The following is a 23,342-nucleotide window of genomic DNA, read 5'->3' on the forward strand; positions in this document are numbered from 1 at the left end:
CGTACGCCGAGGAATGCCGTGGTACAGCCTCCATGAACCAGTCCCGCCCCCTTGCCCTCCGTCGCCGCGAGGTCTCCGTGGCACCGGAACGGCTGGCGATGCTCGGCGACGCCGTGTTCGCCATCGCCATCACCCTGCTCGCCCTCGACATCAATGTCCCAGAGGGCCTGCACAACTCCGAAGTCGCCCACGCCGTGCGGGAGTTGTTCCCCGCGATCGGCGCGTACCTGCTGAGCTTCGCCGTCATCGGCGTGCTCTGGCTGACCCAGCACGCCCTGTTCACGCTGATCGCCGAAGTCGACCGCCGGCTGCTCTACCTGTACTTCGCCCTGCTCGCGGTCGTGGCAGCGCTGCCGTTCCCGACCAAGCTGCTCAGCCAGTACGGGGAGACGACCACGGCGACGGCCTGCTACTCGGGCGCGATCGCCCTGTCCCTCGGCCTCCTGTGCGCGATGTACCTGCGGCTGCTGACCGCACCCTCGCTGGCCACCCCGGACACGGACCCCGGGCGGCTGCGGAAGGTGGTCCGCGGCAACCTCCTGGTCGTGCTGGTCTTCGCCACGGCGATCCCGGTGGCGTTCTGGTCACCGGGCCTCGCCAAGTACTGGTGGCTGCTGTCGATCCCGGTCCGCGCCGTGCACCGCAGGCCCGCGGAGAGCCCCGCCGGGGTGCCGGCCGAGGAAGAGCCCGGGAGCTGAGGGCGGCGCGCAGCCCCGGCCCGCTGGATGCGGGCCGGGGCGACGGGGCGGCGGACGGTCAGCAGGTCGCCCTGACGGCCGTCTCGACGAAGCGCGCGGTGGTCCTCGGGTGGCTGATCATCGGCACGTGGGACGCGCCCGGCACCTCGATGACCTTCTTGGCGCCCGCGCGCTCGTAGAAGAAGCGCTCCAGCGCCGGCGGGATGGCCTTGTCCTCGCCGGCCACCAGGCCGAAGGACGGGATGGTGCGCCAGGCGGCGGCCTGGGTGACGTCGGTCAGCGAGGAGGCGCTGAAGGGCCGCTGGGTCGCCTGCATCAGCCGCGTGGTGGCGACGGGCAGGTCGGCGCAGAAGGCCGCCCGGAACTTGTCCGCCGTCAGGTAGAGGTCGGTTCCGGTGGAGCCGTCGGCGTTGGTGAAGGGGACCGCCCTGCTGGCGTCCGCGATCAGCGAACCCGGGTACTTGTTGAGCAGGACGCCGAGCTGCTCGCCCTCGGCTGGGGCGAACGAGGCGATGTAGACCAGCGCCTTGACGTTGTCGTTGCCGGCCGCCGCGTTGGTCATGACGGCGCCGCCGTAGGAGTGCGCGACCAGGACGATCGGACCCTCGATCGAGGCGAGGACACTGGCCAGGTAGGGCACGTCCGTGGGCAGGCCGCGCAGCGGGTTGGCGGGCGCGATGCAGTCGTAACCGGCGTGCTGGAGCTCGGCGACGACGCCGTTCCAGCCGGAGGCGTCGGCGAAGCCGCCGTGCACCAGCACGACGGTCGGCTTGACCCTGGACGCGCTCCGCTCGGTGGTCGCGGCGGAGGCGACGGACGGGGTGAGGAGGGCCGACGTCGCGGCTGCGGCCGCTCCGGTGGCGAGCACGCTGCGGCGCGAGAACGTGGGACGGTCCTGCATGAGGTGGCTCCTGTGTGATGTGCGGGGAAGTGCGCCTCGCCGGGCCGAGGGGCCGTCCGGCGAGGCGGTCGTACGCTGCCCGGAAACCCTCGGCGCAGGTCAGGACTTGTCGGTGCCCTCGGCGGCCTGGGCGATGACGGCCGCCACCGAGGCCGGGCGCGAGACGTAGACGGCGTGGCTGCCCGGGGTCTCGGTGACCGTCGCCCCGGCGCGTTCGGCCATGGTGTGCTGCACGGGTGGCGGGATCATCCGGTCGTCGGTGGCGACCAGGTACCAGGACGGCCTGACCCGCCAGGCCGGTTCGGTGACCGCCCCGCCGGCCGCGTCCAGGCCCCACGGCACCTGCGCGTCTGCCATGAACGCCGCCTGCGCCTCGGGCACGTCGGCGGCGAAGGAGGCCGCGAACTTCTCCCGGTCCAGGAACAGGAACCCGTCCCGGGGCGGCAGGATCGGCGGCACCGGTGCGCCGGGCGCCGGGTCGGAGACCAGCATGTTGACTGACTCGCCCTTGTCGGGGGCGAACGCGGCGATGTAGACGAGCGCGGCGACACCGGGGTGGTGGCCCGCCTCGGTGATGACGGCACCGCCGTAGGAGTGCCCGACCAGGACGGCGGGACCGTCGAGGTCGTCGAGGACCTGATGGGTGGCGGCCACGTCACCCGCGAGCGACAGCGTCGGATTCTGGACGATCGCGACCCGGTAGCCGTCGGCGGTCAGCTGCTCGTGCACGCCCTGCCAGCCCGATCCGTCCACGAAGCCACCGTGTACGAGCACGATGTTCCTGATGGTCGTCATGATGCCCCTGACCTGGAGGGACAGGCCCCACGCCTGTCCGATGCGCCCCAGTCAAGTCGCGCGGGCCCGGGTGGACCACGCAGAACAGCACGCAGAACCACGGCACTTCACACCGTCCGGTGGATCACGGCATGGCGGCCGCCCGCGCCGCACAGCGGGTGTGCGCCGCGGCGTCGCCGAGCGCCTCGAACATCCTGGCCGCGACCGTGTAGGCCCGCCTGCTCTCGCCGGTCCGGCCCTCCTCGGCCAGCAGCGCCGCGAGGTTCTCCAGACCGTCGGCATACCAGTGGCTGGGATCGAACCGCTCCCCGGGAGCGGTGGCCTCGACCAGCGCCGCGATGGCCTCGCCCCGACGGCCCAGCAGCGCCAGGCACTTGCCGAGCGGGACCAGCGTGTGCCGCCGGATGAACTCCGCGGTGCCCGGGGTCATCCCCGAGCCCTCGTCGCTCGCCAGGGCGACCACCTCACGCAGACTCTCCAGCGCCTCCTCGTAGCGCCCCAGATCCCGCAGGCAGAGCCCGAGGTTGATCAGGCTCGAACAGTAGGCGTCGGCGTCACCGAGCCCCTTGAACATCTCCGCCGCCCGGGACGCCGACGCGGCGGCCTCGTCGAGCCGCCCGAGCAGCCGGTACCCCGGTACGGCGTAGCAGTGCGCCCACGCGACCTGCGCCGTCGCGCCGCTGAGGGTGGCCAGGTCCATCGCCTCGGCCGTGTACCGCAGGACGGCCTCCGCGTCCCGGGTCTGGACCCCGTGCACCCAGGCCACGTGGTTCAGCTGGGCCGCGTGCCGCGCCCGGTCACCGAGGGCGGCGGCGGCCCGCGCGCCGAGGGTGAAGACCTCGTTCCAGTGCGGACCGTGCAGCCACCGGTCGGAGTACCACTCCATCGCCTCGGCGCAGTCCAGCACCACGGCATGCCGGCCGTCGGCAGCCGCGAGCCGCAACGCGCCCAGCCAGTTGTCCGCGTTGGCACGCAGCCACCCGTCGGCCTCCTCCGGGGACGCGGGCAAGGCCAGGCCGGTGCCCTCCTTGTCCGGGCGGCCGTGCACGGGCCCGAACCAGGCACCCGCCGTCGTGGCGGTGCGCAGCAGCCAGGACGTGGTCCGCTCGGTGAGCGCCTCGCTCTCGGTGGCGGTCTCCTCCTGCTGCAACCGGTCACGGGCGAAGAGCCTGACCAGATCGTGGAAGCGGTACCGGCCCGCGGCGGTGTCCTGCAACAGGCCCAGGTCGACGAGGTCGTCGAGCGCGTCCCAGGCGTCCTCGGCCGAGGTCCCGCCGACCACCGCGGCGAGGGCGGCGTCGAAGTCCCGCCCGGGCACGACGGCGAGCCTGCGGAAGATCCGCCGCGCGGTGGGGGCGAGTTGCTCGTACGACATCCCGAACGCGTTGGCGATCTTGAGGTCGCCGGCCCTGAACTGGTCGAGGCGGCGCTCCTCGTCGGCCAGCCGGTGGGCGAGTTCGTCGGCGCTCCAGCCGGGCCGGCTCACCAGCCGGTTGCCGATGATCCGCAGTGCCAGCGGCAGCCCGCCGCACAGCTGCGCGAGCCGGGTGAGCGCCGACTCCCCGTCCGTGGCGGACCGTGCGCCGAGAATGCCGGTCAGCAGTTCGGTGGCCTCCGGCATCTGCAGCGGGCCCAGGACGAGCCTGCGCACGCCCTCCAGGCCGGACAGCAGCCGCCGGCTGGTGACCAGCGCCCGGGCCGCGCCCCCCGCCCGGCAGCAGCGGGCGCACCTGCTCCTCGGACGCGGCGTTGTCGAGGACGACGAGGACCCGCCGGTCCCGCAGCAGCGAGCGGTACAGGGAGGCACGCGCGTGGGCGTCGGCCGGCAACTGCTGCTCCGCGACACCGAGCGCTCCCAGCAGCAGCGCCAGGGCGTCGTCGACGGCCAGCGGCCGCTGGGACATGCCGAACAGGTCGAGGAAGAGCACCCCGTCGGGAAAGCCCGGCCGCACGGCGTGGGCGGCGCGGACGGCGAAGGTGGTCTTGCCGAGCCCGGCCGAGCCGGTGACGAGCCCCACCACGGCGATGCCGGGCGCGAGGTCGCTCTGCACGAGACCGTCCACCCAGGCCAGTTCGGCGGCCCGGCCGGTGAAGTCGTCGACGGACCGGGGGAGTTCGCACAACCCGGTCGGACGGGTCCAGTGATCCCGCAGCCGTGCGTCCCGCGCGAGGTGCAGGAGTTGCTGCCGGGCGTCGTAGGCCAGGGAGAGCGCGTCCGCGACGGCGGTGACGGTCCGCTGCTGGGGCCCCTTGCTCCGGCCGCGCTCGATGTCCGACAGGGTCCGGGCACTGACCCCCGACATGTCGGCCAGTTGCTCCAGGGTCAGACGGGCCGCGCGGCGATGGCGCCGCAGCAACTGCGCGAAGGTCGGACGCTCGTCGATCGGGCTGCTCCTTCTCGGCGATATGGGCACTTGACCCACTTCGAACGCCCGTAAGCCTACGCGGGCCTCACGGAGCCCTCCTCCCGTCGCCCGAAGGGCCCACCAGAACTTGCATCACTCGTACGGCGGGCCTGGCGTGCAGCCGGTCGTCCGACCCGGAAGCCTAGGATCCGTCACCGGGCAAAAAAGGACATCTCTCGCCTTGTCCGATAGGGGCGGGACTGCACCTCACGACTGAAGGAGACGGGATGTCGGACCGCACCGGGAGAACCCGCTGGCGGCTCTTCGCGGTGGTCCTGGTGCCCTCCGTCGCCGCGTGCGCCACCGTCGGTATCGGCATGGCGCAGGGCGTGCTCGCCGCGTCGTTCTTCATCTCCGGCCAGAAGTTCCAGGTCACCGCCGATTCACTGACCGCCCGTGGGGTGAGCCTCTACAGCATGATCGACGTGACCAGGAAGCGCGAACTCGTCCCCGTCGTGGTCACCGGCTTCCGGCATGCCACGATCGGCGGGCTGTGCGAGGCCATCACGGTCGACGTTCCGCTGCTGGGCACGCAGACCCTGCGGCTCACCAGCGGCGACCACCGGCTGGCGGAGGCGTCGGACCTGTTCCTCGACGCGACGGCCGAGGCGGCCTCGGGCGCGAACTTCACCGGCCTCGACATCGGTGTCGCGCAGGGAGCCATCTCCAAGGGTCCGGTGAGGTCCGGAGACCGGGACTCCCGGTTCTTCGATCCGGACGGCATCGCCCTCCAGTCCACCTCGGTCACCCTCACCGACGTACGGGTGAACACGCTCGCGCTGTCCGCCGGCACCTTCAACGTCCCGGGTCTGCGGGTGCGCATCCAACCGGGCAACCACACATGCCCCTGACCCGGCGGACCACGACACCACTGATCAGGACAGGACGCGTGATCACCAACCCCTTCGCCAGGCCGGGCGAACTGCTCGCCGCGGCACCGGAGTTCCGGCGCGGGTTCCGTACCTGGCGCGGCGAACGCCCCTTCTGGGCAGGCCTGTTCACCTTCACCGCCGGGCTGCCCATCCTCTACTGGCCCTTCGCGAAACTGGACCTGGGCGGCATCCCGCTCGCCCTGTCGACCACCTCGGGCGCCGGGTCGCTGGTGATCGGAACCCTCCTCCTGGTGCTGGGCATCGCGCTCTGCTGCCGTCCCCATCTGCGGGTCTTCGCCGGGATCGCCACCCTCCTGCTCGCCGTCATCTCCTTTCCCGTCGCGAACTTCGGCGGCCTCTTCCTCGGTGTCGCCTCCGGCCTGATCGGCGGCTCCCTGGCCTGCGCCTGGCTGCCGCCCACGGCCGGGGAACCGCCGACACCGCCGAGCGGCAGCGGGACCAAGGCGGTTGTGGCACCGGAGGACCGAAGTGCCGACTGCTGACGACCGCACCGGCCGGAGCGCCCGCACCGCCGGGCGCGGTCGCCCGCGCCGTACGAGTACGACCGGTTCCGTCCTCGCCCGTGCGTCCCGGCCGCTCGCCTGCGCGGCGGCCGTGGCCTGCCTGTCCCTGTCCCTGCACCCGGGGTCCCTGCACCCGGGGCCCCTGTACCCGGGCGGGGGCCTCTCCGCGGCGCCCGCCGACGCGCCACGCCTCGGCGCGCACCCGCCCCGCGCCGCCCAGGGCTCCTGGGTGCTGCGTGCCGACCGGCTCGTGCTGCGCGGCGCCAGGTTCCACGGGACGGTCACGGTGCACACGGCGACGGGGACCGTCCGGGCGCTGAGGTTCACCGTGCGGTCACTGGACGCCGTCGACCTGGACCTGACCGCCGGCCGGGGCCGCGCGGCGCTGCGCCTTCGGGCCAGACCGGCGACGACCTCGACGATCAAGGGCAAGGGCGCCCACGGCGTGGTCACCCTCTACGTCCGCAAGCTGTCCGGCAGGGTCACGGGCCTCGGCGGCGGCCGGCTCCCGGCGCACCGTACCGTCACCGTCACCCCCGGGGCCGTACCCCGCTGGCTCTCACACCCGGTCGCCCGTACCCGCACGATCACCCTCGTCTCGGCGACCGTGGCGCAGGCCGTGCAGTTCGGCGGCCGACTGTCCATCAAGGGACCGCAGTTGCGAGCCGCGGCCAGGTGACCTACGCCCCCGGCAGCGGCCGGACCGTGAGGATCTGCGACGCGTGTCCGACCGGGCCGTCCACGTCGTGCAGGACCGTGCTGGTGAGACCCTGTCCGGTCGGGCCGAAGGTGACCTTGGTGTCCAGCCCCGTCCAGATGCCCCGGGGCTGGCGGTGGAGGTGGATGGTCAGGTCGACGTTCGGGAACATCCACTCGGTGGGCGGCTGCCGGACGGCGATGCCGTTGGCGGTGTCGACCAGGGTGAGATACGAGGCGAGCGGGCTGACCGGGACACCGGCGACCAGCTCCAGGGGCGAGGAGATCCAGGCGGCCGTACGGCCCGGGCGCCGCGGTTCGACCGGGCGGATCTCCACGGAGTCGATGTAGCCGCCGGGCCAGAGCTCGCCGGCCGGCCACGGGGTGAGGGAGTCCGGCGGGACGAGACGGGCGTCGGGACCGTCGGCGACCGCGGTGGTGTCGGAGTCGGCCAGATACCAGGCACGGGCCCGCAGGACCGAGCGGCCGGAGATCCGTACGACCGCTTCGAGAAGCTCGATGGTCCGCCCGGGACGGACGGTCTCCACCTCGATCTCGCACTCGTCCAGGGCGAGACGGCCGAGGATGTCGTAGCTGATCCGGGACAGCAGCAGACCGTTGTCGGGGCGCGCGGCCCGGTACCGGTCGAGGGCGTGCACGACCAGCCCCGACAGCGGACTGAAGTGCTGCTCGTCGGGGGCCCAGGCCCCGCCCGCGTGCGGCGTCGGCTTGTAGCGGCGGTCGTCGACGGCCTCGAAGTAACTGCCCTGGGACACGGTCGGGAGGGACAACGGACGCTTCTCCTTACGGGGTGAACCCCCTCGACGCTACCGGCATCCGCGCGTCCCGTCGCGTGAGAAAGTGCACAGTGCAATCACTGTGCGGGCGGCACGGCTTCACGGTCCCGTTCCGGCTGCCGTGCGGTCAGCGGAGGATGGCGTGGGCCAGTTCCCACAGCCGCTCGGCGTTCGAGGGGTCCAGGGCGTAGGGGGCGACGCCGGGCACGCCGAGTTCGGTTGGGCGCCCGGCGACGCGCGGGGACTCGTCGACGTCCTCGAAGTAGCGTCCGCCCACGTCCTGGACCAGCGGGGACGCGGCGAGGAACACCGAGGTGGCGGCGCCCTGTTCGACCGTCTTGCGGTACGGCTCGGGGGTCTTCAGACCGCCGGTGTGCCGCTGGAGGTTGGTGGCGATCGCCCCGGGGTGCAGGGCGTTGGCCCTGATGCCCTCGCCCGCCCAGCGGCGGTCCGCTTCCACGGCCAGGAGCACCCCGGCGGTCTTGGACTGCCCGTAGGCGCCGAGCGCGTCGTAGGGGCGGAAGCGGTAGTCGAGATCGTCGAAGACGACGGGGGAGAACAGGTGGCCGCTGGAGGACACGGTCACGACACGGGCGCCGCCGGCCTCGGCGAGCGCGTCGTGCAGACCCAGGGTCAGAGCGAAATGGCCCAGGTAGTTGGTGGCGAACTGCTGCTCATGGCCGCGGCTGCCCCGTTCGAGCCCGGGCAGCATCATGATCCCGGCGTTGTTCACCAGGATGTGCAGGGGCCCGCGCCACGCGGAGGTGAACGCCGTCACGGAGTCCAGGTCGGCGATGTCGACGTGGGCGACGCGCACCGCGTCGTTCCCGGTGACCTTGCGCAGTCCGGCTGCGACCTGTTCGCCCGCCTCCGGCCGGCGCACCGCGAGGGTCACCTCGGCGCCCGCGGCCGCCAGCGCCCGCGCGGTCTCCACCCCGATCCCGGATCCGGCGCCGGTGACGACGGCACGCCTGCCGGACAGGTCGACGCCGTCGATCACCTGCGCGGCGGTCGAGTGACGGTCGAACGGACTGCGGAAAGGCTCGGACACAGAGGCTCCTCACGAGGACGGACGGGCTCCTGCCACTGTGCGGTGCCGTCCGCGCACGGACCAGGACGGCTCGGGACTAGGAGTGACAGGGCCACCCGGGCGGCGCGGCTCCTGCCTACCCTGGGCATATGACAGCAGTCGGTGATCCAGGTGCCCTGGCCGGCTATCTGAGGGCCCGCAGGGAACTCGTCCGCCCCGTCGACGCGGGCATCCCGGACGACGGCAAGCGCCGCGTGCCCGGGCTGCGCCGTGAGGAGGTCGCCTTCCTCGCCGGGGTCAGCTCCGACTACTACGTGCGCCTGGAACAAGGCCGCGACCGCCACCCTTCCGAACAGGTGCTGGTCAGCATCGCCGGCGCGCTGCAGCTGGACGAGGAGGCCACCGCCTACCTGATCGGACTCGGCACGGCCCCGCAGGCCACCCGCGGCCGCCGCGCACGCAGACCCGAGAGGGCGGGCGACGGCATCCGCACACTGATCGGCACCTGGCCGCTGACTCCGGCGTACGTCCACGGCAGGTACATGGACGTCCTCGCCGCGAACCGGCTCGCCCTCGCCCTCTCACCGTCCTACACTCCGGGCCGCAACACGATCCTCGACGCGTTCCTGCTGCCGGAGCTGCGTGAGCTGCACACGGACTGGGAGGCCATGACCGCCCGCGTGGTGCCCTATCTGCGTTCGGCCGCGGGCGCCGACGTCGACGACCCACGCCTGGTCGAACTCATCGGGGAGCTGTCCCTGCGCAGCGAACGCTTCCGCAGACTCTGGGCCCGCCACGACGTGCGGCACAAGTCGACCGGAACCAGCCTGCTGCGTCACCCCCAGGTCGGCCCGCTCGAACTGCACTACGAGAAGCTCCTGATCCCCGGCAGCGCCGGCCAGACCCTGGTCACCTATCACGCACGCCCCGGCAGTGACTCCGAGGACCGCCTGCGGCTGCTCGCCTCCCTGGACGCTCCTGCCCGGCCCGGCACCGGTGCTGCGGACCCCTGCGCACCGGCCGCGGACCCGCGCACCGCACGGTGACCGAACCGTTCGGCGCGCGTCGCGCCGGCACCCGGACCGTCCTCGGGTGCCGACGCGAGCCGCTGCGCAGGGTCAGCCCGTGTGGCCCTCGCCGGGGTCAGCCCGTGTGGCCCTCGCCATGGCCGCCGTGGCCCGCCCCGTGGTCGAACGTCATCGCCTCCTCGGGCATGACGACGAACGGCCGCATCATGCCCATGTCCTCGTGTTCGAGGAGGTGGCAGTGGTACATGAACCGCCCGTACGCGCCGTCGAACTTCCCCATGACGCGCAGGATCTGGCCGCCCGGTACCCGGAAGACGTCCTTGTGGCCCAGCTCGTTGGGTGCCAGCGGGAGCCGGGTCGTCGCGTCGTACGCGATGGGCTTGGCCGTGCCGCCCACGGTCGGGTCGAACCCCGAGACGTCGTAGGCGTCGCGGCCCAGCAGCTGGAAGTCGGCCAGATGGATGTGCATCGGGTGGACGATCGGCGCGAGGTTGAGGAAGCTCCACTGCTCGTAGGAGCCCTCGGCGATGGTGAAGCCCAGCGCGTCGTTGAAGGTACGGGAGGTGCGGCGGTACGTCTTCGTCGTGCCGTCGGCTCCGGTGAGCTGGATGACGCCGTCGGCCGGGACCTGGACGGTGCCGGGGTCGGTGACCTCGGTCATCTCCCAGATCTCCGGGTGGCCGCCGGCGCCCTTGGTGGCCGGCGGGGTGAGCACGATCAGGCGGTGGCCGTGCGGGACGTCGTGCGTGAGCCGGTGGAAGGAACCGGAGAGCACCTCGGGCAGCTCGAAGGTGTCCGCCTCACCGCCGCAGCCGACCCGGAACTCCAGGACCGCCGGATAGCGCACGTCACCGGCCGGGTCGGGTACGCCCGGCGCCTGGTTGCGGCCCTTGTTGACCAGGCGGAGCTTCTTGCCCGCGAGGCCGCGGAAGTCGACGAGCAGGTCGAAGCGCTCGGCCGGGGCCACGGTCAGCGCCGGCAGCGCGCCGTCGAAGTCGACCGGGACCGGGCGCGGCAGCAGTCCGCCGTCGCTGCCGATCTGGTGGATGACGCCCGGGACCGGGTTGCCGTCCTCGTCGACGAGGACGAGGTTGTAGATGCGCGCGTTGGACGCGTTGACGAGCCGGAAGCGGTACCAGGCGTCGGCCACTTCGGCGTACGGCCAGATGCGGCCGTTGACCGTCGTGTACGGGCCGGTGAACGGGGTGGTGACCGGCTTGCCGGTCTCGGGGTTCTGCTGCTGGACGATCACTGTCTTGTGCAGCAGCCGGCCGTTGAGCCGGCCGTCCTCGTCGGTGTCCAGGTTCCGGTCGGCGAGCAGCAGCGGGATCTCGCGTTCCCCGCACGGGAGCCCGAGCGCGTCCTCCTCGTCGTCACGGACGAGGTAGGTGCCGTACAGGCCCGTGTGCACGTTCCACCGGGTGATGTTCATGGCGTGGTCGTGGTACCACCACTGGACCGCCTGGTGGTCGTTCGGGTACTCCGAGAGCTGGGCGTCGCCGAAGCCGACGGCGTTGTCCGCCCAGCCGTCGTTGCCCCCGCCGGTCTGTGCTCCGTGCAGGTGGGTCACCGTCCAGGCGGGCAGGGCGGCGACGTCCTTGTCGGGCTCGACGCCCGCGCGGCCGGGTTCGGTGCTGGGCGGTGCGGTGCCCGGCGCGGCGCCCGGCACCTGCACCGAAGTGACCGGATACGCACTGCCCTTGGGGATCCGGTTGGTCCAGGCGATGCGGACGCGTTCGCCGCGGCGCACCTCGATGGTCGGGCCCGGCACCTGGCCGTCGTACCCCCACATGAGGGTCGGCGGGAGCTGTGGGTGCAGGCGCACCCAGGCCGGCCGCAGGGCGATCTCCGTCTCGCGCAGCACGTCACCGGTGCCGGGCCGCAGCACGGGCGGGACGGGCAACGGCGTCACATAGGGCGCGAGATCCTCCGGAGTCGGCGCCGCTTCCCCCGTGGCGTCCTCGGTGATCATGTCAATGATGTCGGTCAAGGTCCGAACACCCCCGTGTGTTCTGTGGTCTCTGCCTTCACCCCACAGGACTCCCGAGGACTGACCGACGTTCCCTGAATGCCCCATTCCGCCCGAAAGAATGACGAATTCGAGCCATGTCCACACGCACCTCGGCACGGTCCGGGAAGGAGGACCGTGCCGAGGTGGTGGGGGCCGTGCGCAGGTCAGGCCGTGGTGCGCTGCCTACGGCGCAGGCTCAGGTACGTGCCCGTGGCACCGGCGGCCACGAGGGCGCCCGCACCGAGGCTCACCGGGAGCGTCGGGAACGTGCCGGAGCCGGTCGTCGCGGCCGTGTTCACCATCGCCGGGCCCGGCGTGATGTGCGTGCTGACCGGAGCCACGTGGTGGATCGGGCCGACGCGCCTGACGGAACCGTCCGCGTTCAGCAGCACCTGCTTGTTGTTGGGGTGCCGGAAGTCGAACATGTTGGTCAGGGAGCCCGCGGTGGCGTCGAAGGAGTGGTCGCCGATACGGCCGGTGCGCCAGTTGTCCTCGATGAAGCGGATGACGGACGACTGGTCGGTCTGCGTGTGGTCGACCTTGTCCACCTTGCTGTACGGCGAGATGACCAGCAGCGGCTGCCGGGTGCCGGGGCCGCAGCGGTCGGCGTAGCCGCCGGACGCGGCCGGGCCCGCCTGGCAGGCCGCGCTGTCCGTGGCCTTGCCGTTGGAGCCGGCCGTGGTGTCCTTGGAGCCGTTGCGGGGCTTGGCGTAGGCGTGGTCGTACCAGCCGTCGGAGTCGTCGTAGGCGACGACGATCGCCGTGGACTTCCACTCCGGGGAGCTCTGGACGGCGTTGATCTCGTTGACGAGGAAGTGCTGCTCGTCGGTCGGGTCGGAGTAGCCGGCGTGGCCGTCCTGGTACTCCCCGGCCTTGAGGAAGCTGACGGCCGGGAGCTTGCCCGCCTTGGCGGCCGCGGTGAAGTCGGTCAGGTCGTAGTTGTGGTTGGCCTGGCCGTTGTGGCCGATCTCGCTGACGTTCTTCGGCGCCACGTGGTGCGGGTTGGCCGTCGACTTGTAGTAAGAGAACGGGTTGTGGTGCGGGCTGTAGTCGACCACGGAGGCGCCGCCGACGTTGGTGTGCGTGGTGTCGCACTTGGCGTAGTCGGCCGACTTGCCGTCCCAGCCGGTCGACGGGCGGAAGCCGCCCTGGAACCAGCCCCAGGTCACATGCTTGGAGTTGAGCAGGTCACCGATGTTCTTGCCCTGGAGCGAGGCCAGCGCGCTGGTGCTCGTGTGGTCCTTGTCGGAGCAGTCGTCGAAGGCCGGGTCGGGGTCGTTGATGACCGTGCCCACGCCCTTGGCGTTCGGGGAGGCGATGGCGTACGAGTCGGGCGTCGACGTCTGCTTGCCGGTGACCGAGTCGACGGAGATCGCGCCGTGCGTCTGACCCGAGACCAGGTTGAGCGCGCCGGGTGTGGAGGGTCCGTAGACCGAGCTGTAGGAGCGGTCGTTGAGGGCGTACTGCTGGGCGTAGTTCCACAGGCCTGTGACGGTGTTGCCGTCGTAGTAGTCCATGACCAGGCCCGGCTCGCCGAACAGGCCGCCGCTGCACTTGTCGACCTCGGTGTTCTGCACGAACTGGTCGGCCTTGCCGCCGTCGTAGGCGTACTGCTCCGGCCCGTAGGAGTGGTTCTGGTCGCAGGTCATGGCCTGCGAGGGGGAGAGCCGCTTGGGCGCGTACTGGTTCGGGTTCTTCGTCAGCAGCCCGGCGTGTACGAGGGTGTCGATGTCCTTCGGGGTCTTCCTGGACGCCGTGAACTTCGTGCCGTCGGTGTTCGCGGCCTTCGGGTAGGTCGCGAAGTAGTGGTCGAAGGAGATGTTCTCGTCGAACAGCACGACCACGTGCTTGATCGGCGTCGCGGTCGACGACCCGCCGCCGTGCCCGTCGGGTACGGCCGCCCAACTGGGCGCGGTGCCACCAAGGACCGTGAGCGCGGCGGCACCCGCGAGCGCCCCCAGACTCCTGATCGCCGTTCGTCTTCCTGTGCTGGCCATGCGGACTCACCCTCCGGGCATGAACGTCATTGCGTCGTACAGGCAGGGATGCTTCGCCTGCTTCCGGGCGCTGCGGCGGAGCCATGATGGCGGGTGAATGAATACCGGGTCAGGGATGCTGGGGCAAATCTTGACCGTGTATTGACCGACTGGGTCAGCAAGTTGTCCGAACAAGCTCAGATTACGGACAAGCTCAGATTGCGGACAGGCTCAGGTGAGGAGCGCGCGCCCGTACCAGTCGTCGGTGTCCCGCACCCCGGGCAGCGCGAAGAAGTAACCGCCGCCGAACGGCGAGATGTAGTCGACGAGCGGTTCGCCGGCCAGCCGCTTCTGCACCGTCTCGAACTGCCGGGCCAGGTCCTGCTGGTAGCAGCTGAACAGCAGGCCCATGTCGAGGTTGCCGTTGCTGTCCATGCCCCGGTCGTAGTTGTAGGCGCGGCGCAGGATCCGCTGCTCGGCGGTGGCCGAGGTGCGCGGGTTGGCCAGCCGGATGTGCGCGTCCAGCGGGATGACGTCACCCTTGGGATCGTCGGCGTAGTCGGGCGTGTCGTGCTCGGCGTCGCCGTCCAGGGGCGCCCCCGACTGGCGGGAGCGGCCGAACATCCGCTCCTGCTCGCTGAGCGAGACCCGGTCCCAGAACTCCACCAGCATGCGGATGAGCCGCACCACCTGGTAACTGCCGCCGACCGCCCAGTCCGGCTCGCCGGAATCGGCGCCGACCCACACCAGCCGGTCCATCTCACGGGCGCTGCCGGTCTCCGGGTTGGCGGTGCCGTCCTTGAAGCCGAGCAGGTTGCGCGGGGTGCCGGACGGCCGGGGCGGGCTGGTGAACCCGTCCAGCCGCCAGCGGACCTGCATGCCGCCCCGGGTGTGCCGGGCGATGTCGCGCAGGGCGTGCAGCACGGTGTCGGTGTCGTCCGCGTGCAACTGCAAACTGAGGTCGCCGTGGCACCACTCGGGCCTGAGATCGTCGTCGGGGAAGGCCGGCATCGTGGTCAGCCGGCGGGGTCGCAGTTTCCCGAGCCCGTACCGGTCGTCGAAGAGCGAGGCGCCGACGCCGACGGTCACCGCCAGCGCCCGGGACGGCAGTTCCTCGCCGAGGACGCCGGAGTCGGCGGGCGGCGCGGTGACGCCCACCGGGTCGGGGGTGCCGCCGGAGGTCAGGAAGCGGGCGCGTTCGGTGAGCGTGCGCAGCAGGTCGGTCAGGTCGGCGCGGTTCTGGGCGGTGACGTCGAGCGAGGTGAAGACGGTGGTCCGGCGCGGCGCCGCGATCGCGGACCGCTGACGGGCGCCGTGGAAGGGCGCGATGGCCGGCGTCGCCGCGGTGGAGTCGGTGATCGGGGCGGCCGCGCCGCCGGCGGCCAGCCCCGCGCCCGCGAGCGCCGCGCCCCGCAGGAAGCCGCGGCGGCCGACCCCGCCCTTGCCCGTCGTCTTGTCGGTGCTCACACCGTCCTCCGCGGATCGCACAGGGTCGCCGCCGACGCCAGCCGTTCCACCAGGTCCCCGAGCGCCGCGTCGACGTTCTCGCGCTGCCGGTGGCCCAGCTGCCCCAGGGGTGTCCAGGTGCCGTCGTGCTCGAAACCGTCGAGCGTCTTCCCGGCCCGGTCCAGTTCGTCCTCCAGGCCGGACAGACCGGCGTACCGGGTGGTCAGCAGCGGGTGCAGCCGGGACATCACCTGCACCGTGCCGTCCAGGTTGGCGCGGGCGGTGGCGAGGTTGCTGCCGCTGCCGTAGTCGGTGCGACCGGTCAGCTCGAACTGCACCGTGTTCTCCAGGATCTCGTGCGCCCGCAGCCCCAGCTGGGCGGGGTCCATCCGGGTCTGTGCCCAGTCGTCGCGGAGCGCGGTGACCGCCTTTACCAGGTCGGCCGCCGGGCCGCGCAGGCCGTTTTTGGACTCGCCGTGCCACAGGCCGTACTCGATGCGGTGGAAGCCTGTGAAGTCCTTGTCGTGCACCCCGCCGGGCAGGCCCGCGTCCGTGCCGTTGATCGCGCCGTCCGCGTCCCCGAAGGCGTCGTACGCCGCGCCCAGCCGCTCGTACTCCAGGTGCGCCGGCAGCCAGTCGGTACGGGCGGCGGCGAGGTCGCCGCCGTCGATCGCCTCCCGCAGCGTCGTCGTCAGCCGTACGACGTCGGACAGGCCGCTGCCGATCCACTTCTGGTAGGTGAGCGCCGGCGGGATCAGATCGTGCTCGGTGACCGGGGCCGCGGCCGGCCCGCTGCGCCCCCTGGTGACGCGGACCGTGGGCCCGGTGACGGCGTCGGCGTCGTCGGGGACGCACATGAACGCGTAGGTGCCCTTGCCGAGGCGGACGGTGAGTTCCCGGGTGGTGCCGGGGCCGATGTCCTCCACCTCGCCGTAGACGGCCTGGCTCTTCGGGTCCTCCAGGAAGACCTCGGCGGGGCCGTCGGCCGGGTTGCGCAGGTCGAAGACCTGGATCCCAGGGGTGGGTGTGCTCCAGCCGCGGCCGCAGCGGCTGGCGGACACCTCCACCGTGGTGTGCGGCAGGGCGGCCGGGTCGGCCTGTGCGGGGCGTGAGTCGTGCGTGAGCGCCAGGACTCCGGCCACCAGGCATACGACAGCGACCGCGACGACCGCCCAGGGACGCAACGACCTCCAGCCGAGGCCGGACCACACCATCCCGAGCTCCTGGGTTCGTACCGTTCGTGATCGCCTCATGCTAGGCAGGACTTCGCACTCGAACGGCCGTCCAGAGAAACCCATGACCAAGAGTTCCCTGCCGGTTCACCGGACCTTCCGAAGAGCCCCCCGGTCGGTGCCGGGCTGGACCATCCTGAAGAAGGCGCGGGTACCGGCGCGCCGTACGGACCGCCGCGGCCGGGCGGGAAGCGGGCCGTGCCCGCGCTCCGCGGATCCGCAATCCCCGACGACTGACGCCACGGCTCCTCCGACGCCGAGCACCCCACGCCGGCCCTCGGCCCGTCTGCTCCACCGCCCGCACGGGCATCCGGTGCCGACGCGGGCTTCGAGATCGGTCCACAGGGCCGCGCATTCGGCGATGCGCGCGTCGACGACCCGGATCTTCTCCTCGAACAGCGCGGACAGCGCCTCGGCCGGCCTGTTCGACGGCGCGGCGCGCGCCCTGTTCGCCCTGTGGCAGGCGTACGCGCTGGGCCATGGTGCCACGCGGCTGCTGTGGCTCTTCCTCGTGACGGAGGTGGCGTTCGGTGCCGTCCAGCCTTGGCCGTGGCGGTGCACCCGGCGGACCGGCCCGGTCTCCTGCCGCCACCTGCCATGACCACCATCGCGGATACAACGGCCGTGACGAACCGCGTGCGTAGCCTCCGCGGACCGGTGTTCCCGGCGTCGCCCGCCGGGAACACGCCGGCCCAGGGCCTGTCTGACAATTCCCGTCTGCCCCACGACGCCATGCACGTGCTCTCGACGCACCGGGCGCAGACCCAAGTACGTCCAGTACGAGGGCCTACGCCCGGCACGGCGAGAGCACGCACCTGACGCCGCGAGGCCGCCCTCCGGGCGACGACGGGAATTGTCAGACAGGCCCTAGCGGGTGAGTTCGGTCGGCTCGTCGAGGCGCGTCAGCTTGCGCGGGTTGGCCACCGCGTGGATGCGGCGTGACAGAGGCCGGCCGGTGTTCGTCGGTCGCCGCCCACCCTGCCGACCGCGCGCTCCACCTGCACGGCGGCTACAGCTGCCGCAACGCGTACGGTATCGAGAAGATCGTCCGTGACCTGCGGGTCCACCAGATCCTGGAAGGAACCAACGAGATCATGCGCGTCATCGTGGCCCGCGGCCTCATGGAGGCGTTCGGATGAGCGACGTCCTGCTCCACACCGCCGGCCGGGCGGCCCGCCTCACCCTGAACCGGCCCAAGGCCCTCAACGCCCTGTCCCACGCCATGGTCCGCTCCATCGACGAGGCGCTCACCGGCTGGGAGCACGACCCGGCCGTCGAGACCGTCGTCATCACCGGCGCGGGGGAGCGCGGCCTGTGCGCGGGCGGTGACATCCGGAGCATCTACGAGGACGCGCGCGCCGGGGGCGGCACCGCGTCGGCGGAGTTCTGGCGCGACGAGTACCACCTCAACGCCCGGATCGCCCGCTACCCCAAGCCCTACGTCGCGATCATGGACGGCATCGTCATGGGCGGCGGCGTCGGCGTCTCCGCGCACGGCAGCGTCCGGATCGTCACCGAGCGCTCCCGGATCGCGATGCCGGAGACCGGCATCGGCTTCGTCCCCGATGTCGGCGGGACCTACCTGCTCGCCCTCGCCCCGGGCGAACTGGGCACCCACCTCGCGCTGACAGGAGCTCAGATCGGCGCCGCGGACGCCCTGTTGTGCGGACTCGCCGACCACTGTGTCCCGTCGGACAGGACCGAGCGGCTGATCGCCGACCTCGCCGACCGGCCCGTGCACGAGGCGCTCACCCGGCATGTACGACCGGCGCCGGAGGGCGAACTCGCCCGCCACCGGGAGTGGATCGACGCCTGCTACGCCGCCGACACCCTCGAGGAGATCGTCCGGCGGCTGCTCGCCCACGGCGACCCGGCGGCGAAGGAGGCGGCGGAGACCCTGCTCACCAAGTCGCCTACCTCTCTGAAAGTCACCCTGGCGGCGATGCGCCGGGCCCGGCGGCTCGGCCCGCTGGAGCGGGTCCTCGACCAGGAGTACCGCGTCTCCTGCGCCGCCCTGTCCGCCCCCGACCTGGTGGAGGGCATCCGCGCCCAGATCATCGACAAGGACCGGAACCCACGCTGGTCCCCGGCCACCCTCGCCGAGGTCACCGACGCCGACGTGGACCGGTTCTTCACTCCGCTCGGCGAGCGTGAACTCGGGCTGGCCGGCCCCGGAAGCAGCAGGGATGCGGCCTGCTGAACCGTACCGGCACGTTCATCGGACTCGGGCACCTGGGCGCCCCCATGGCCGTCAACCTGGCCAAGGCCGGCCATCGGGTGCGCGGATACGACCTCGTGGTCACCCCCGGCCCCGGCCTGGAGCCCCCACCTGCGCCCCGGACGCCGTCGCGGACGTCAACTGCCCGGTGCTCGACCCGGTTCCGGCCGGTCCGGCCGACCCGGACCGGGACCCGGACCGCGGATGCGGGGTGATCACCGGGTCGGCGAAGGGCCGCCGAAGGCGTTCGCGGCCGGCGCCGACATCGAGGAGATACGGCCGCAGGGCCACCTGGACCGGCAGGCGCCCCGCCGAGTTCCGTCACCGCCGTCCCTTCACGCCCAGAACCGGCCACCAGGCGCGAGATGAAGATCACGCCTGGTGGGGCGGTCTTGGCCGTGCCCCTGACACGCGGTACGGTCTGTCCGATATCGACGACGCCAGAACGGAAGCCGGTGGGAGTCCGGCACGGTCGCGCCACTGTATGCGAGAGCCCCCGGGAGCTCGTGAGTCAGACCCGTAGCCGTCGTCCAGTGCACCACCGAGATGGGACGCGAACTCCCAGAGGAGGTTCTGCCATGGCGCAGACCGTCGCGCAGCCGACAGCCACCACCCCCGTCGTTCCCGCCAAGCTGCCGCTGAGTGCGATAGCTCCCTGGGCGGTCTTCTTCGGCATCCTCATGCTCATCCTGCTCTACTTCGTCGGCGCCGAGCAGGGCGCCACCTCCGTGTTCAACGGCACGGACGTCCACGAGTGGGTGCATGACGCCCGCCACCTCCTCGGCTTCCCCTGCCACTGACGTAAGGGACGCCCCACCCTCATGAACTCCGCAACGGTAAGAAACCTCCTGGTGCGGGGCATGCTCGCCGGCCTGGCCGCCGGCGTGCTCGCCCTGGTCGCCGCCTATCTCCTCGGTGAGCCGAACGTCGACAAGGCGATCAGCTTCGAGGACGCCCACTCGCACGAGCACGAGATGGAGGTCGTCTCCCGCTCGCTCCAGTCCACCGCCGGCCTGGCCACCGGTGTGCTGGTCTACGGGGTCGCCTTCGGCGGCATCGCGGCCCTCGCCTACTGCTTCGCCCTGGGCCGCGTCGGCCGCTTCTCGCCGCGGGCGACGGCGCTGCTGCTGTCCGGCTGCGCGCTGCTCGCCGTGTACGTGGTGCCGTTCCTGAAGTACCCGGCCAACCCGCCGTCGGTGGGCGACCCGGACACCATCGGCAAGCGGACCACGCTGTACTTCCTGATGATGGTGCTCAGCGTGCTGCTGGCGGTCGCCGCGACCATCCTGGGCAAGCGGCTTGGGCCGAGCCTCGGCACCTGGTGGGCGACCATGGCCGCGATGGCCGCGTTCGCGGTCGTCATCGGGCTGGCGTACCAGTTCCTGCCGGCCATCAACGAGGTGCCGACGGACTTCCCGGCCACCCTGCTGTGGCGGTTCCGGCTCTCCGCGCTGGCCATCCAACTGGTGCTGTGGGGCGGATTCGGCCTGCTCTTCGGCGAGTTGGCCGAACGGCAGCTCAACCCCCGGCCGGCGACGGCCCCGGCCGGGCGGACGGTTCCCGCCGCACACTGAACGATTCACGACACGAGAGGGCCCTCCGGAACCGGGGGCCCTCTCGCGTTCTCCGGAAACCGACCCTTCGGGCGGAGACGAGCCGGGCGAGGAGCGGAGGACCCGAGTGGCCAGACACCCCCAGCCACGCCGCATCACCCTCGGCGGCCACGAGGCCGTCGCACTCACCGTCCGCGAGTACGAGCGACTGACCGCCAGCCGCCGGCAGATCGGCGGCCAGAGCGCCCGGGTACGGGTGCTCGCCCAGCAGGTGAAGCGGACCGAACAGCTCCTGAACGAACTGGAGAACCTGGTCAGCGACCCGGCGGACCGCCGTGAGACGGACCGCCACGAGCCGGCCGGCCGGCCGTCGCCGGAGTGCCGGGCCGCACCGGGCGCGGGCGGTGCGCCGGACGCCGAGTGCCTGCGCTGCGCGATAGCGGACCTGATCCGCCGCCACCGCACCCCGGCCACCTGACACCCATCGGCGTGGACACCGCGGCCTGAGCCGTGGGTGTTGCTCTCCACGGTGCGGCCTCTCGTGAGTGTCCGGGGCGCGGGAGTTGACTGATGTTCAGTATGTTCCGTCGCAGGCTCTCCAAAACGTCCGCCGCGCCTGTCGGGGAGCCGTTCGGCCGACCGCCCACTCCCGTCCGGACGACCGCCGTATCCTGCGGGCCGTGACGGCGACCTCTGTACTGGACGGCACCGGGATCGCGACGCTGGAGGACTTCTGGCGGGTGACCGGTGAGGCGGTCAACGGGCCCGGCGGCTGTTTCGGCCGGAATCCCGACGCCCTCGCCGACTGCCTCAGCGGCGGCTTCGGCACCCCCGACGACCATGACTTCGTCTTCGAGTGGCACGACCACGAGACGTCCCGGGCCCGTCTGGGCCACCCGGAGACCGCCCGCCAACTGGAGATCCGGCTCGCCCGCTGCCACCCGTCCAACCGGGCCGCCGTCGCCGCGGAGTTGGCCGAGGCCCTTGCCCGGACGCGGGGCCACCGCCTTCGACTGGCTGCTCGGCGTCTTCGAGCAGCGCGCCCCGGGAGCGCTGCGGCTGATGTGAACCAGCCGTGAACCCGCCGTGTCTTCGGCGACGGCGCCGGTGCCGCACTCGCGTCCACCGCCGCTGACAAGGAAAGATGGGCGTCCAGCGATCGATCAACGACTGCGGAGGAAGTGGACTCATGCCGCATGAGCGAGCGGGCCGGCCGGCGGCTCCGGAGGACCTCGTCGACGTGGCCCGGCTGGTCACGGCGTACTACGCACTGCACCCCGACCCGGCCGACCCGGCCCAGCGGGTGGCGTTCGGCACCTCGGGGCACCGCGGATCGTCGCTGACGACCGCGTTCAACGAGGACCACATCGCGGCCACCAGCCAGGCCATCTGCGAGTACCGGAGCGGCCAGGGCACCGACGGCCCCCTCTTCCTGGGCGCCGACACCCACGCCTTGTCCGAGCCCGCCAAGGTCACCGCCCTGGAGGTGTTCGCCGCGGGCGGCGTCACCGTCCTGATCGACAGCGCCGACGGCTACACGCCGACCCCCGCCGTCTCGCACGCCATCCTCACCCACAACCGCGGCCGTACGACGGGACTCGCGGACGGCGTCGTGGTCACCCCCTCGCACAACCCGCCCGCCGACGGCGGCTTCAAGTACAACCCGCCGAGCGGCGGCCCGGCCGCCTCGGACGCCACCTCCTGGATCCAGGACCGCGCCAACCGGATCATCGCCGACGGGATGAAGGACGTACAGCGCCTTCCCTACGAGCGCGCGCTGGCCGCGCCCACCACCGGCCGGTACGACTTCATGGGCGTGTACGTCGACGACCTGCCCAGCGTGCTCGACCTCGACGCGGTCCGGGCGTCCGGGCTGCGCATCGGCGCCGACCCGCTCGGCGGTGCCTCCGTCGCCTACTGGGGCCGGATCGCCGAACGGCACAGCCTCGACCTCACCGTGGTCAACCCGTACACCGACCCCACCTGGCGGTTCATGACGCTGGACTGGGACGGCAAGATCCGCATGGACTGCTCCTCGCCGTACGCGATGGCCTCGCTGATCGAGAAGCGGGACGAGTTCCGGGTCGCCACCGGCAATGACGCGGACGCCGACCGGCACGGCATCGTCACCCGCGACGCCGGCCTGCTGAACCCCAACCACTACCTGGCCGTCGCCATCTCCTACCTCTACCGCCACCGCGAGCAGTGGGCGACGAGCGCCGGCATCGGCAAGACCCTCGTCTCCTCCTCGATGATCGACCGGGTCGCCGCCGACCTCGGCCGTCAACTGGTCGAGGTCCCGGTCGGGTTCAAGTGGTTCGTCGACGGACTGGTCAGCGGCGCCATCGGGTTCGGCGGCGAGGAGTCGGCCGGCGCCTCCTTCCTGCGCCGGGACGGCTCGGTGTGGACGACCGACAAGGACGGCATCCTGCTCGCCCTGCTCGCCTCCGAGATCACGGCTGTGACGGACAAGACCCCGTCCGAGCACTACGCCGACCTGACCGCCCGCTTCGGCGAGCCCGCCTACGCCCGCATCGACGCCCCGGCGACCCGCGAGGAGAAGGCCCTCCTCGCCAAGCTCTCGCCGGCCCAGGTCACCGCCGAGACGCTGGCCGGCGAACCGGTCACCGGGGTGCTCACCGAGGCGCCGGGCAACGGCGCGGCGATCGGCGGCATCAAGGTGACCACGGAGAACGCCTGGTTCGCGGCCCGCCCGTCCGGGACCGAGGACGTGTACAAGATCTACGCCGAGTCGTTCCAGGGGCCCGACCACCTGACCCGGGTACAGGAGGAGGCCAAGGCGGTGGTGATGGCCGCGCTCGGCGGCTGACGCCCCGTGCTGGAGGCGGTGGCCGGACCGGCTGGACCACCGCCTCCGGCGCCCGACGGCGGTGCTCGCCGCACGCGACGCCACTGGGGCGCCGGTGCTGGCGCGGACCCGGCCGGTGCCCACGCCCGAGGGCGTCGCCGCGGACACCCCGGGCCGCCCCTTGCCGGGACGGTCCGGAGTCGTCGCTATGTCCGTCGCCGTGTTCCGGGTGGTGACGTACGGCACCCCGCGGACGTCGACATGGGTACCACAGCGCCCGGACGGGCCCGGAGGTGACGACCGTGCGGTGGCCACCGGAGCGGGCACCAGCACAAGCGCTGCCACCGATAA

Annotated in this window: 20 protein-coding genes, 5 pseudogenes and 1 riboswitch; of the genes and pseudogenes, 14 read left to right on the forward strand and 11 right to left on the reverse strand. The window is 72.1% G+C overall.

What is annotated here, in order from left to right; genetic code table 11:
* Positions 1-32: 32 nt before the first annotated feature.
* Positions 33-698 (forward strand): TMEM175 family protein, encoded by a 666-nt coding sequence (locus AB0D59_RS12005; protein WP_362563982.1) that lies wholly within the window; start codon positions 33-35, stop codon positions 696-698.
* Between the two features lie 58 nt (positions 699-756).
* Here AB0D59_RS12005 and AB0D59_RS12010 read toward each other — a convergent pair whose 3' ends face one another.
* The 4 genes and pseudogenes from AB0D59_RS12010 to AB0D59_RS12025 all read right to left on the reverse strand — a co-directional run.
* Positions 757-1,599: an alpha/beta hydrolase gene (locus tag AB0D59_RS12010; protein ID WP_362563983.1), complete on the reverse strand. Its 843-nt coding sequence runs from the start codon at positions 1,597-1,599 to the stop codon at positions 757-759.
* Positions 1,600-1,698: 99 nt separating this feature from the next.
* Entirely contained in the window at positions 1,699-2,394 is a 696-nt protein-coding gene (locus AB0D59_RS12015) for an alpha/beta hydrolase (RefSeq protein WP_362563985.1), read from the reverse strand.
* 124 nt (positions 2,395-2,518) lie between these two features.
* Positions 2,519-4,045: a tetratricopeptide repeat protein gene (locus tag AB0D59_RS12020; RefSeq protein WP_362563987.1), complete on the reverse strand. Its 1,527-nt coding sequence runs from the start codon at positions 4,043-4,045 to the stop codon at positions 2,519-2,521.
* Between the two features lie 592 nt (positions 4,046-4,637).
* Positions 4,638-4,817: pseudogene (locus AB0D59_RS12025) on the reverse strand (helix-turn-helix transcriptional regulator); the annotation flags it as partial.
* Positions 4,818-5,026: 209 nt separating this feature from the next.
* Between AB0D59_RS12025 and AB0D59_RS12030 the strand changes: the two are divergent.
* Genes AB0D59_RS12030 through AB0D59_RS12040 form a run of 3 tightly spaced genes read left to right on the forward strand, consistent with a single transcriptional unit; the run spans position 5,027 to position 6,874 of the window.
* Positions 5,027-5,650 carry a DUF6230 family protein gene (locus AB0D59_RS12030; protein ID WP_362563989.1) on the forward strand — a complete coding sequence of 208 codons (624 nt, stop codon included), beginning with the start codon at positions 5,027-5,029 and terminating at the stop codon, positions 5,648-5,650.
* A gap of 38 nt (positions 5,651-5,688) precedes the next feature.
* On the forward strand, positions 5,689-6,174 hold the full coding sequence (locus AB0D59_RS12035) for a DUF6114 domain-containing protein (RefSeq protein WP_362563991.1): 486 nt from the start codon (positions 5,689-5,691) through the stop codon (positions 6,172-6,174).
* Positions 6,161-6,874: a hypothetical protein gene (locus tag AB0D59_RS12040; protein WP_362563992.1), complete on the forward strand. Its 714-nt coding sequence runs from the start codon at positions 6,161-6,163 to the stop codon at positions 6,872-6,874. Before AB0D59_RS12035 ends, AB0D59_RS12040 begins: the two co-directional genes overlap by 14 nt.
* A gap of 1 nt (position 6,875) precedes the next feature.
* Here the strand turns inward: AB0D59_RS12040 and AB0D59_RS12045 are convergent, their stop codons facing one another.
* Together AB0D59_RS12045 and AB0D59_RS12050 are read right to left on the reverse strand one after the other, a co-directional pair.
* Complete coding sequence (locus AB0D59_RS12045) at positions 6,876-7,667, reverse strand: thioesterase family protein (RefSeq protein ID WP_362564177.1); 792 nt, start codon at positions 7,665-7,667, stop codon at positions 6,876-6,878.
* A 148-nt stretch (positions 7,668-7,815) separates the two neighbouring features.
* On the reverse strand, positions 7,816-8,739 hold the full coding sequence (locus tag AB0D59_RS12050; RefSeq protein ID WP_362563994.1) for an SDR family NAD(P)-dependent oxidoreductase: 924 nt from the start codon (positions 8,737-8,739) through the stop codon (positions 7,816-7,818).
* Between the two features lie 128 nt (positions 8,740-8,867).
* On the opposite strand from AB0D59_RS12050, the gene AB0D59_RS12055 reads away from it, so the two are divergent.
* Positions 8,868-9,764, forward strand: coding sequence for a helix-turn-helix transcriptional regulator (locus AB0D59_RS12055; RefSeq protein ID WP_362563996.1), 897 nt, complete (start codon positions 8,868-8,870; stop codon positions 9,762-9,764).
* A 97-nt stretch (positions 9,765-9,861) separates the two neighbouring features.
* Here AB0D59_RS12055 and phsA read toward each other — a convergent pair whose 3' ends face one another.
* The 5 genes and pseudogenes from phsA to AB0D59_RS12080 all read right to left on the reverse strand — a co-directional run.
* Positions 9,862-11,718 carry an O-aminophenol oxidase PhsA gene (phsA, locus tag AB0D59_RS12060; protein ID WP_362564178.1) on the reverse strand — a complete coding sequence of 619 codons (1,857 nt, stop codon included), beginning with the start codon at positions 11,716-11,718 and terminating at the stop codon, positions 9,862-9,864.
* A gap of 203 nt (positions 11,719-11,921) precedes the next feature.
* On the reverse strand, positions 11,922-13,754 hold the full coding sequence (locus AB0D59_RS12065; protein ID WP_362563997.1) for an alkaline phosphatase family protein: 1,833 nt from the start codon (positions 13,752-13,754) through the stop codon (positions 11,922-11,924).
* Between the two features lie 210 nt (positions 13,755-13,964).
* The gene (gene efeB, locus AB0D59_RS12070) at positions 13,965-15,200 is read right to left on the reverse strand and encodes an iron uptake transporter deferrochelatase/peroxidase subunit (protein ID WP_362563999.1); all 1,236 of its coding nucleotides are present in this window, start codon (positions 15,198-15,200) and stop codon (positions 13,965-13,967) included.
* Positions 15,197-16,393: an EfeM/EfeO family lipoprotein gene (locus AB0D59_RS12075; RefSeq protein ID WP_362564001.1), complete on the reverse strand. Its 1,197-nt coding sequence runs from the start codon at positions 16,391-16,393 to the stop codon at positions 15,197-15,199. Before AB0D59_RS12075 ends, efeB begins: the two co-directional genes overlap by 4 nt.
* Before the next feature lie 321 nt (positions 16,394-16,714).
* Positions 16,715-16,828, reverse strand: a pseudogene (locus AB0D59_RS12080) (MerR family transcriptional regulator); the annotation flags it as partial.
* Position 16,829: 1 nt separating this feature from the next.
* On the opposite strand from AB0D59_RS12080, the pseudogene AB0D59_RS12085 reads away from it, so the two are divergent.
* The 9 genes and pseudogenes from AB0D59_RS12085 to pgm form a co-directional block, all read left to right on the forward strand.
* Positions 16,830-17,012, forward strand: a pseudogene (locus tag AB0D59_RS12085) (hypothetical protein); the annotation flags it as partial.
* A gap of 337 nt (positions 17,013-17,349) precedes the next feature.
* On the forward strand, positions 17,350-17,550 hold the full coding sequence (locus AB0D59_RS12090) for an acyl-CoA dehydrogenase family protein (protein WP_362564003.1): 201 nt from the start codon (positions 17,350-17,352) through the stop codon (positions 17,548-17,550).
* A complete protein-coding gene (locus tag AB0D59_RS12095; protein WP_362564005.1) occupies positions 17,547-18,611 on the forward strand; it encodes an enoyl-CoA hydratase/isomerase family protein in 1,065 nt (354 codons plus the stop codon). Before AB0D59_RS12090 ends, AB0D59_RS12095 begins: the two co-directional genes overlap by 4 nt.
* Positions 18,608-18,709 (forward strand): annotated as a pseudogene (locus tag AB0D59_RS12100) (NAD(P)-binding domain-containing protein); the annotation flags it as partial. The gene AB0D59_RS12095 and the pseudogene AB0D59_RS12100, both read left to right, overlap by 4 nt.
* Before the next feature lie 321 nt (positions 18,710-19,030).
* Positions 19,031-19,171, forward strand: a riboswitch (cobalamin riboswitch).
* Positions 19,172-19,207: 36 nt separating this feature from the next.
* Positions 19,208-19,429, forward strand: coding sequence for a CbtB-domain containing protein (locus tag AB0D59_RS12105; protein ID WP_351696601.1), 222 nt, complete (start codon positions 19,208-19,210; stop codon positions 19,427-19,429).
* 21 nt (positions 19,430-19,450) lie between these two features.
* Positions 19,451-20,203, forward strand: coding sequence for a CbtA family protein (locus AB0D59_RS12110; protein WP_362564007.1), 753 nt, complete (start codon positions 19,451-19,453; stop codon positions 20,201-20,203).
* Between the two features lie 106 nt (positions 20,204-20,309).
* Positions 20,310-20,660, forward strand: coding sequence for a hypothetical protein (locus AB0D59_RS12115; RefSeq protein WP_362564009.1), 351 nt, complete (start codon positions 20,310-20,312; stop codon positions 20,658-20,660).
* A gap of 202 nt (positions 20,661-20,862) precedes the next feature.
* A pseudogene (locus AB0D59_RS12120) lies at positions 20,863-21,250 on the forward strand (barstar family protein).
* Between the two features lie 121 nt (positions 21,251-21,371).
* Positions 21,372-23,012: a phosphoglucomutase (alpha-D-glucose-1,6-bisphosphate-dependent) gene (gene pgm, locus AB0D59_RS12125; protein WP_362564011.1), complete on the forward strand. Its 1,641-nt coding sequence runs from the start codon at positions 21,372-21,374 to the stop codon at positions 23,010-23,012.
* Positions 23,013-23,342 lie beyond the last annotated feature (330 nt).

The sequence above is a fragment of the Streptomyces sp. NPDC048417 genome, assembly GCF_040651615.1.
GTDB lineage: Bacteria > Actinomycetota > Actinomycetes > Streptomycetales > Streptomycetaceae > Streptomyces.

Coding starts and splice junctions, on each gene's coding strand:
- AB0D59_RS12030 (WP_362563989.1), top strand. CDS start 5,027: ATGTCGGACCGCACCGGGAGAACCCGCTGGCGGCTCTTCGCGGTGGTC.
- AB0D59_RS12010 (WP_362563983.1), bottom strand. CDS start 1,599: ATGCAGGACCGTCCCACGTTCTCGCGCCGCAGCGTGCTCGCCACCGGA.
- AB0D59_RS12005 (WP_362563982.1), top strand. CDS start 33: ATGAACCAGTCCCGCCCCCTTGCCCTCCGTCGCCGCGAGGTCTCCGTG.
- pgm (WP_362564011.1), top strand. CDS start 21,372: ATGCCGCATGAGCGAGCGGGCCGGCCGGCGGCTCCGGAGGACCTCGTC.
- AB0D59_RS12065 (WP_362563997.1), bottom strand. CDS start 13,754: ATGGCCAGCACAGGAAGACGAACGGCGATCAGGAGTCTGGGGGCGCTC.
- AB0D59_RS12105 (WP_351696601.1), top strand. CDS start 19,208: ATGGCGCAGACCGTCGCGCAGCCGACAGCCACCACCCCCGTCGTTCCC.
- AB0D59_RS12075 (WP_362564001.1), bottom strand. CDS start 16,393: ATGGTGTGGTCCGGCCTCGGCTGGAGGTCGTTGCGTCCCTGGGCGGTC.
- phsA (WP_362564178.1), bottom strand. CDS start 11,718: ATGATCACCGAGGACGCCACGGGGGAAGCGGCGCCGACTCCGGAGGAT.
- AB0D59_RS12095 (WP_362564005.1), top strand. CDS start 17,547: ATGAGCGACGTCCTGCTCCACACCGCCGGCCGGGCGGCCCGCCTCACC.
- AB0D59_RS12110 (WP_362564007.1), top strand. CDS start 19,451: ATGAACTCCGCAACGGTAAGAAACCTCCTGGTGCGGGGCATGCTCGCC.
- AB0D59_RS12015 (WP_362563985.1), bottom strand. CDS start 2,394: ATGACGACCATCAGGAACATCGTGCTCGTACACGGTGGCTTCGTGGAC.
- AB0D59_RS12055 (WP_362563996.1), top strand. CDS start 8,868: ATGACAGCAGTCGGTGATCCAGGTGCCCTGGCCGGCTATCTGAGGGCC.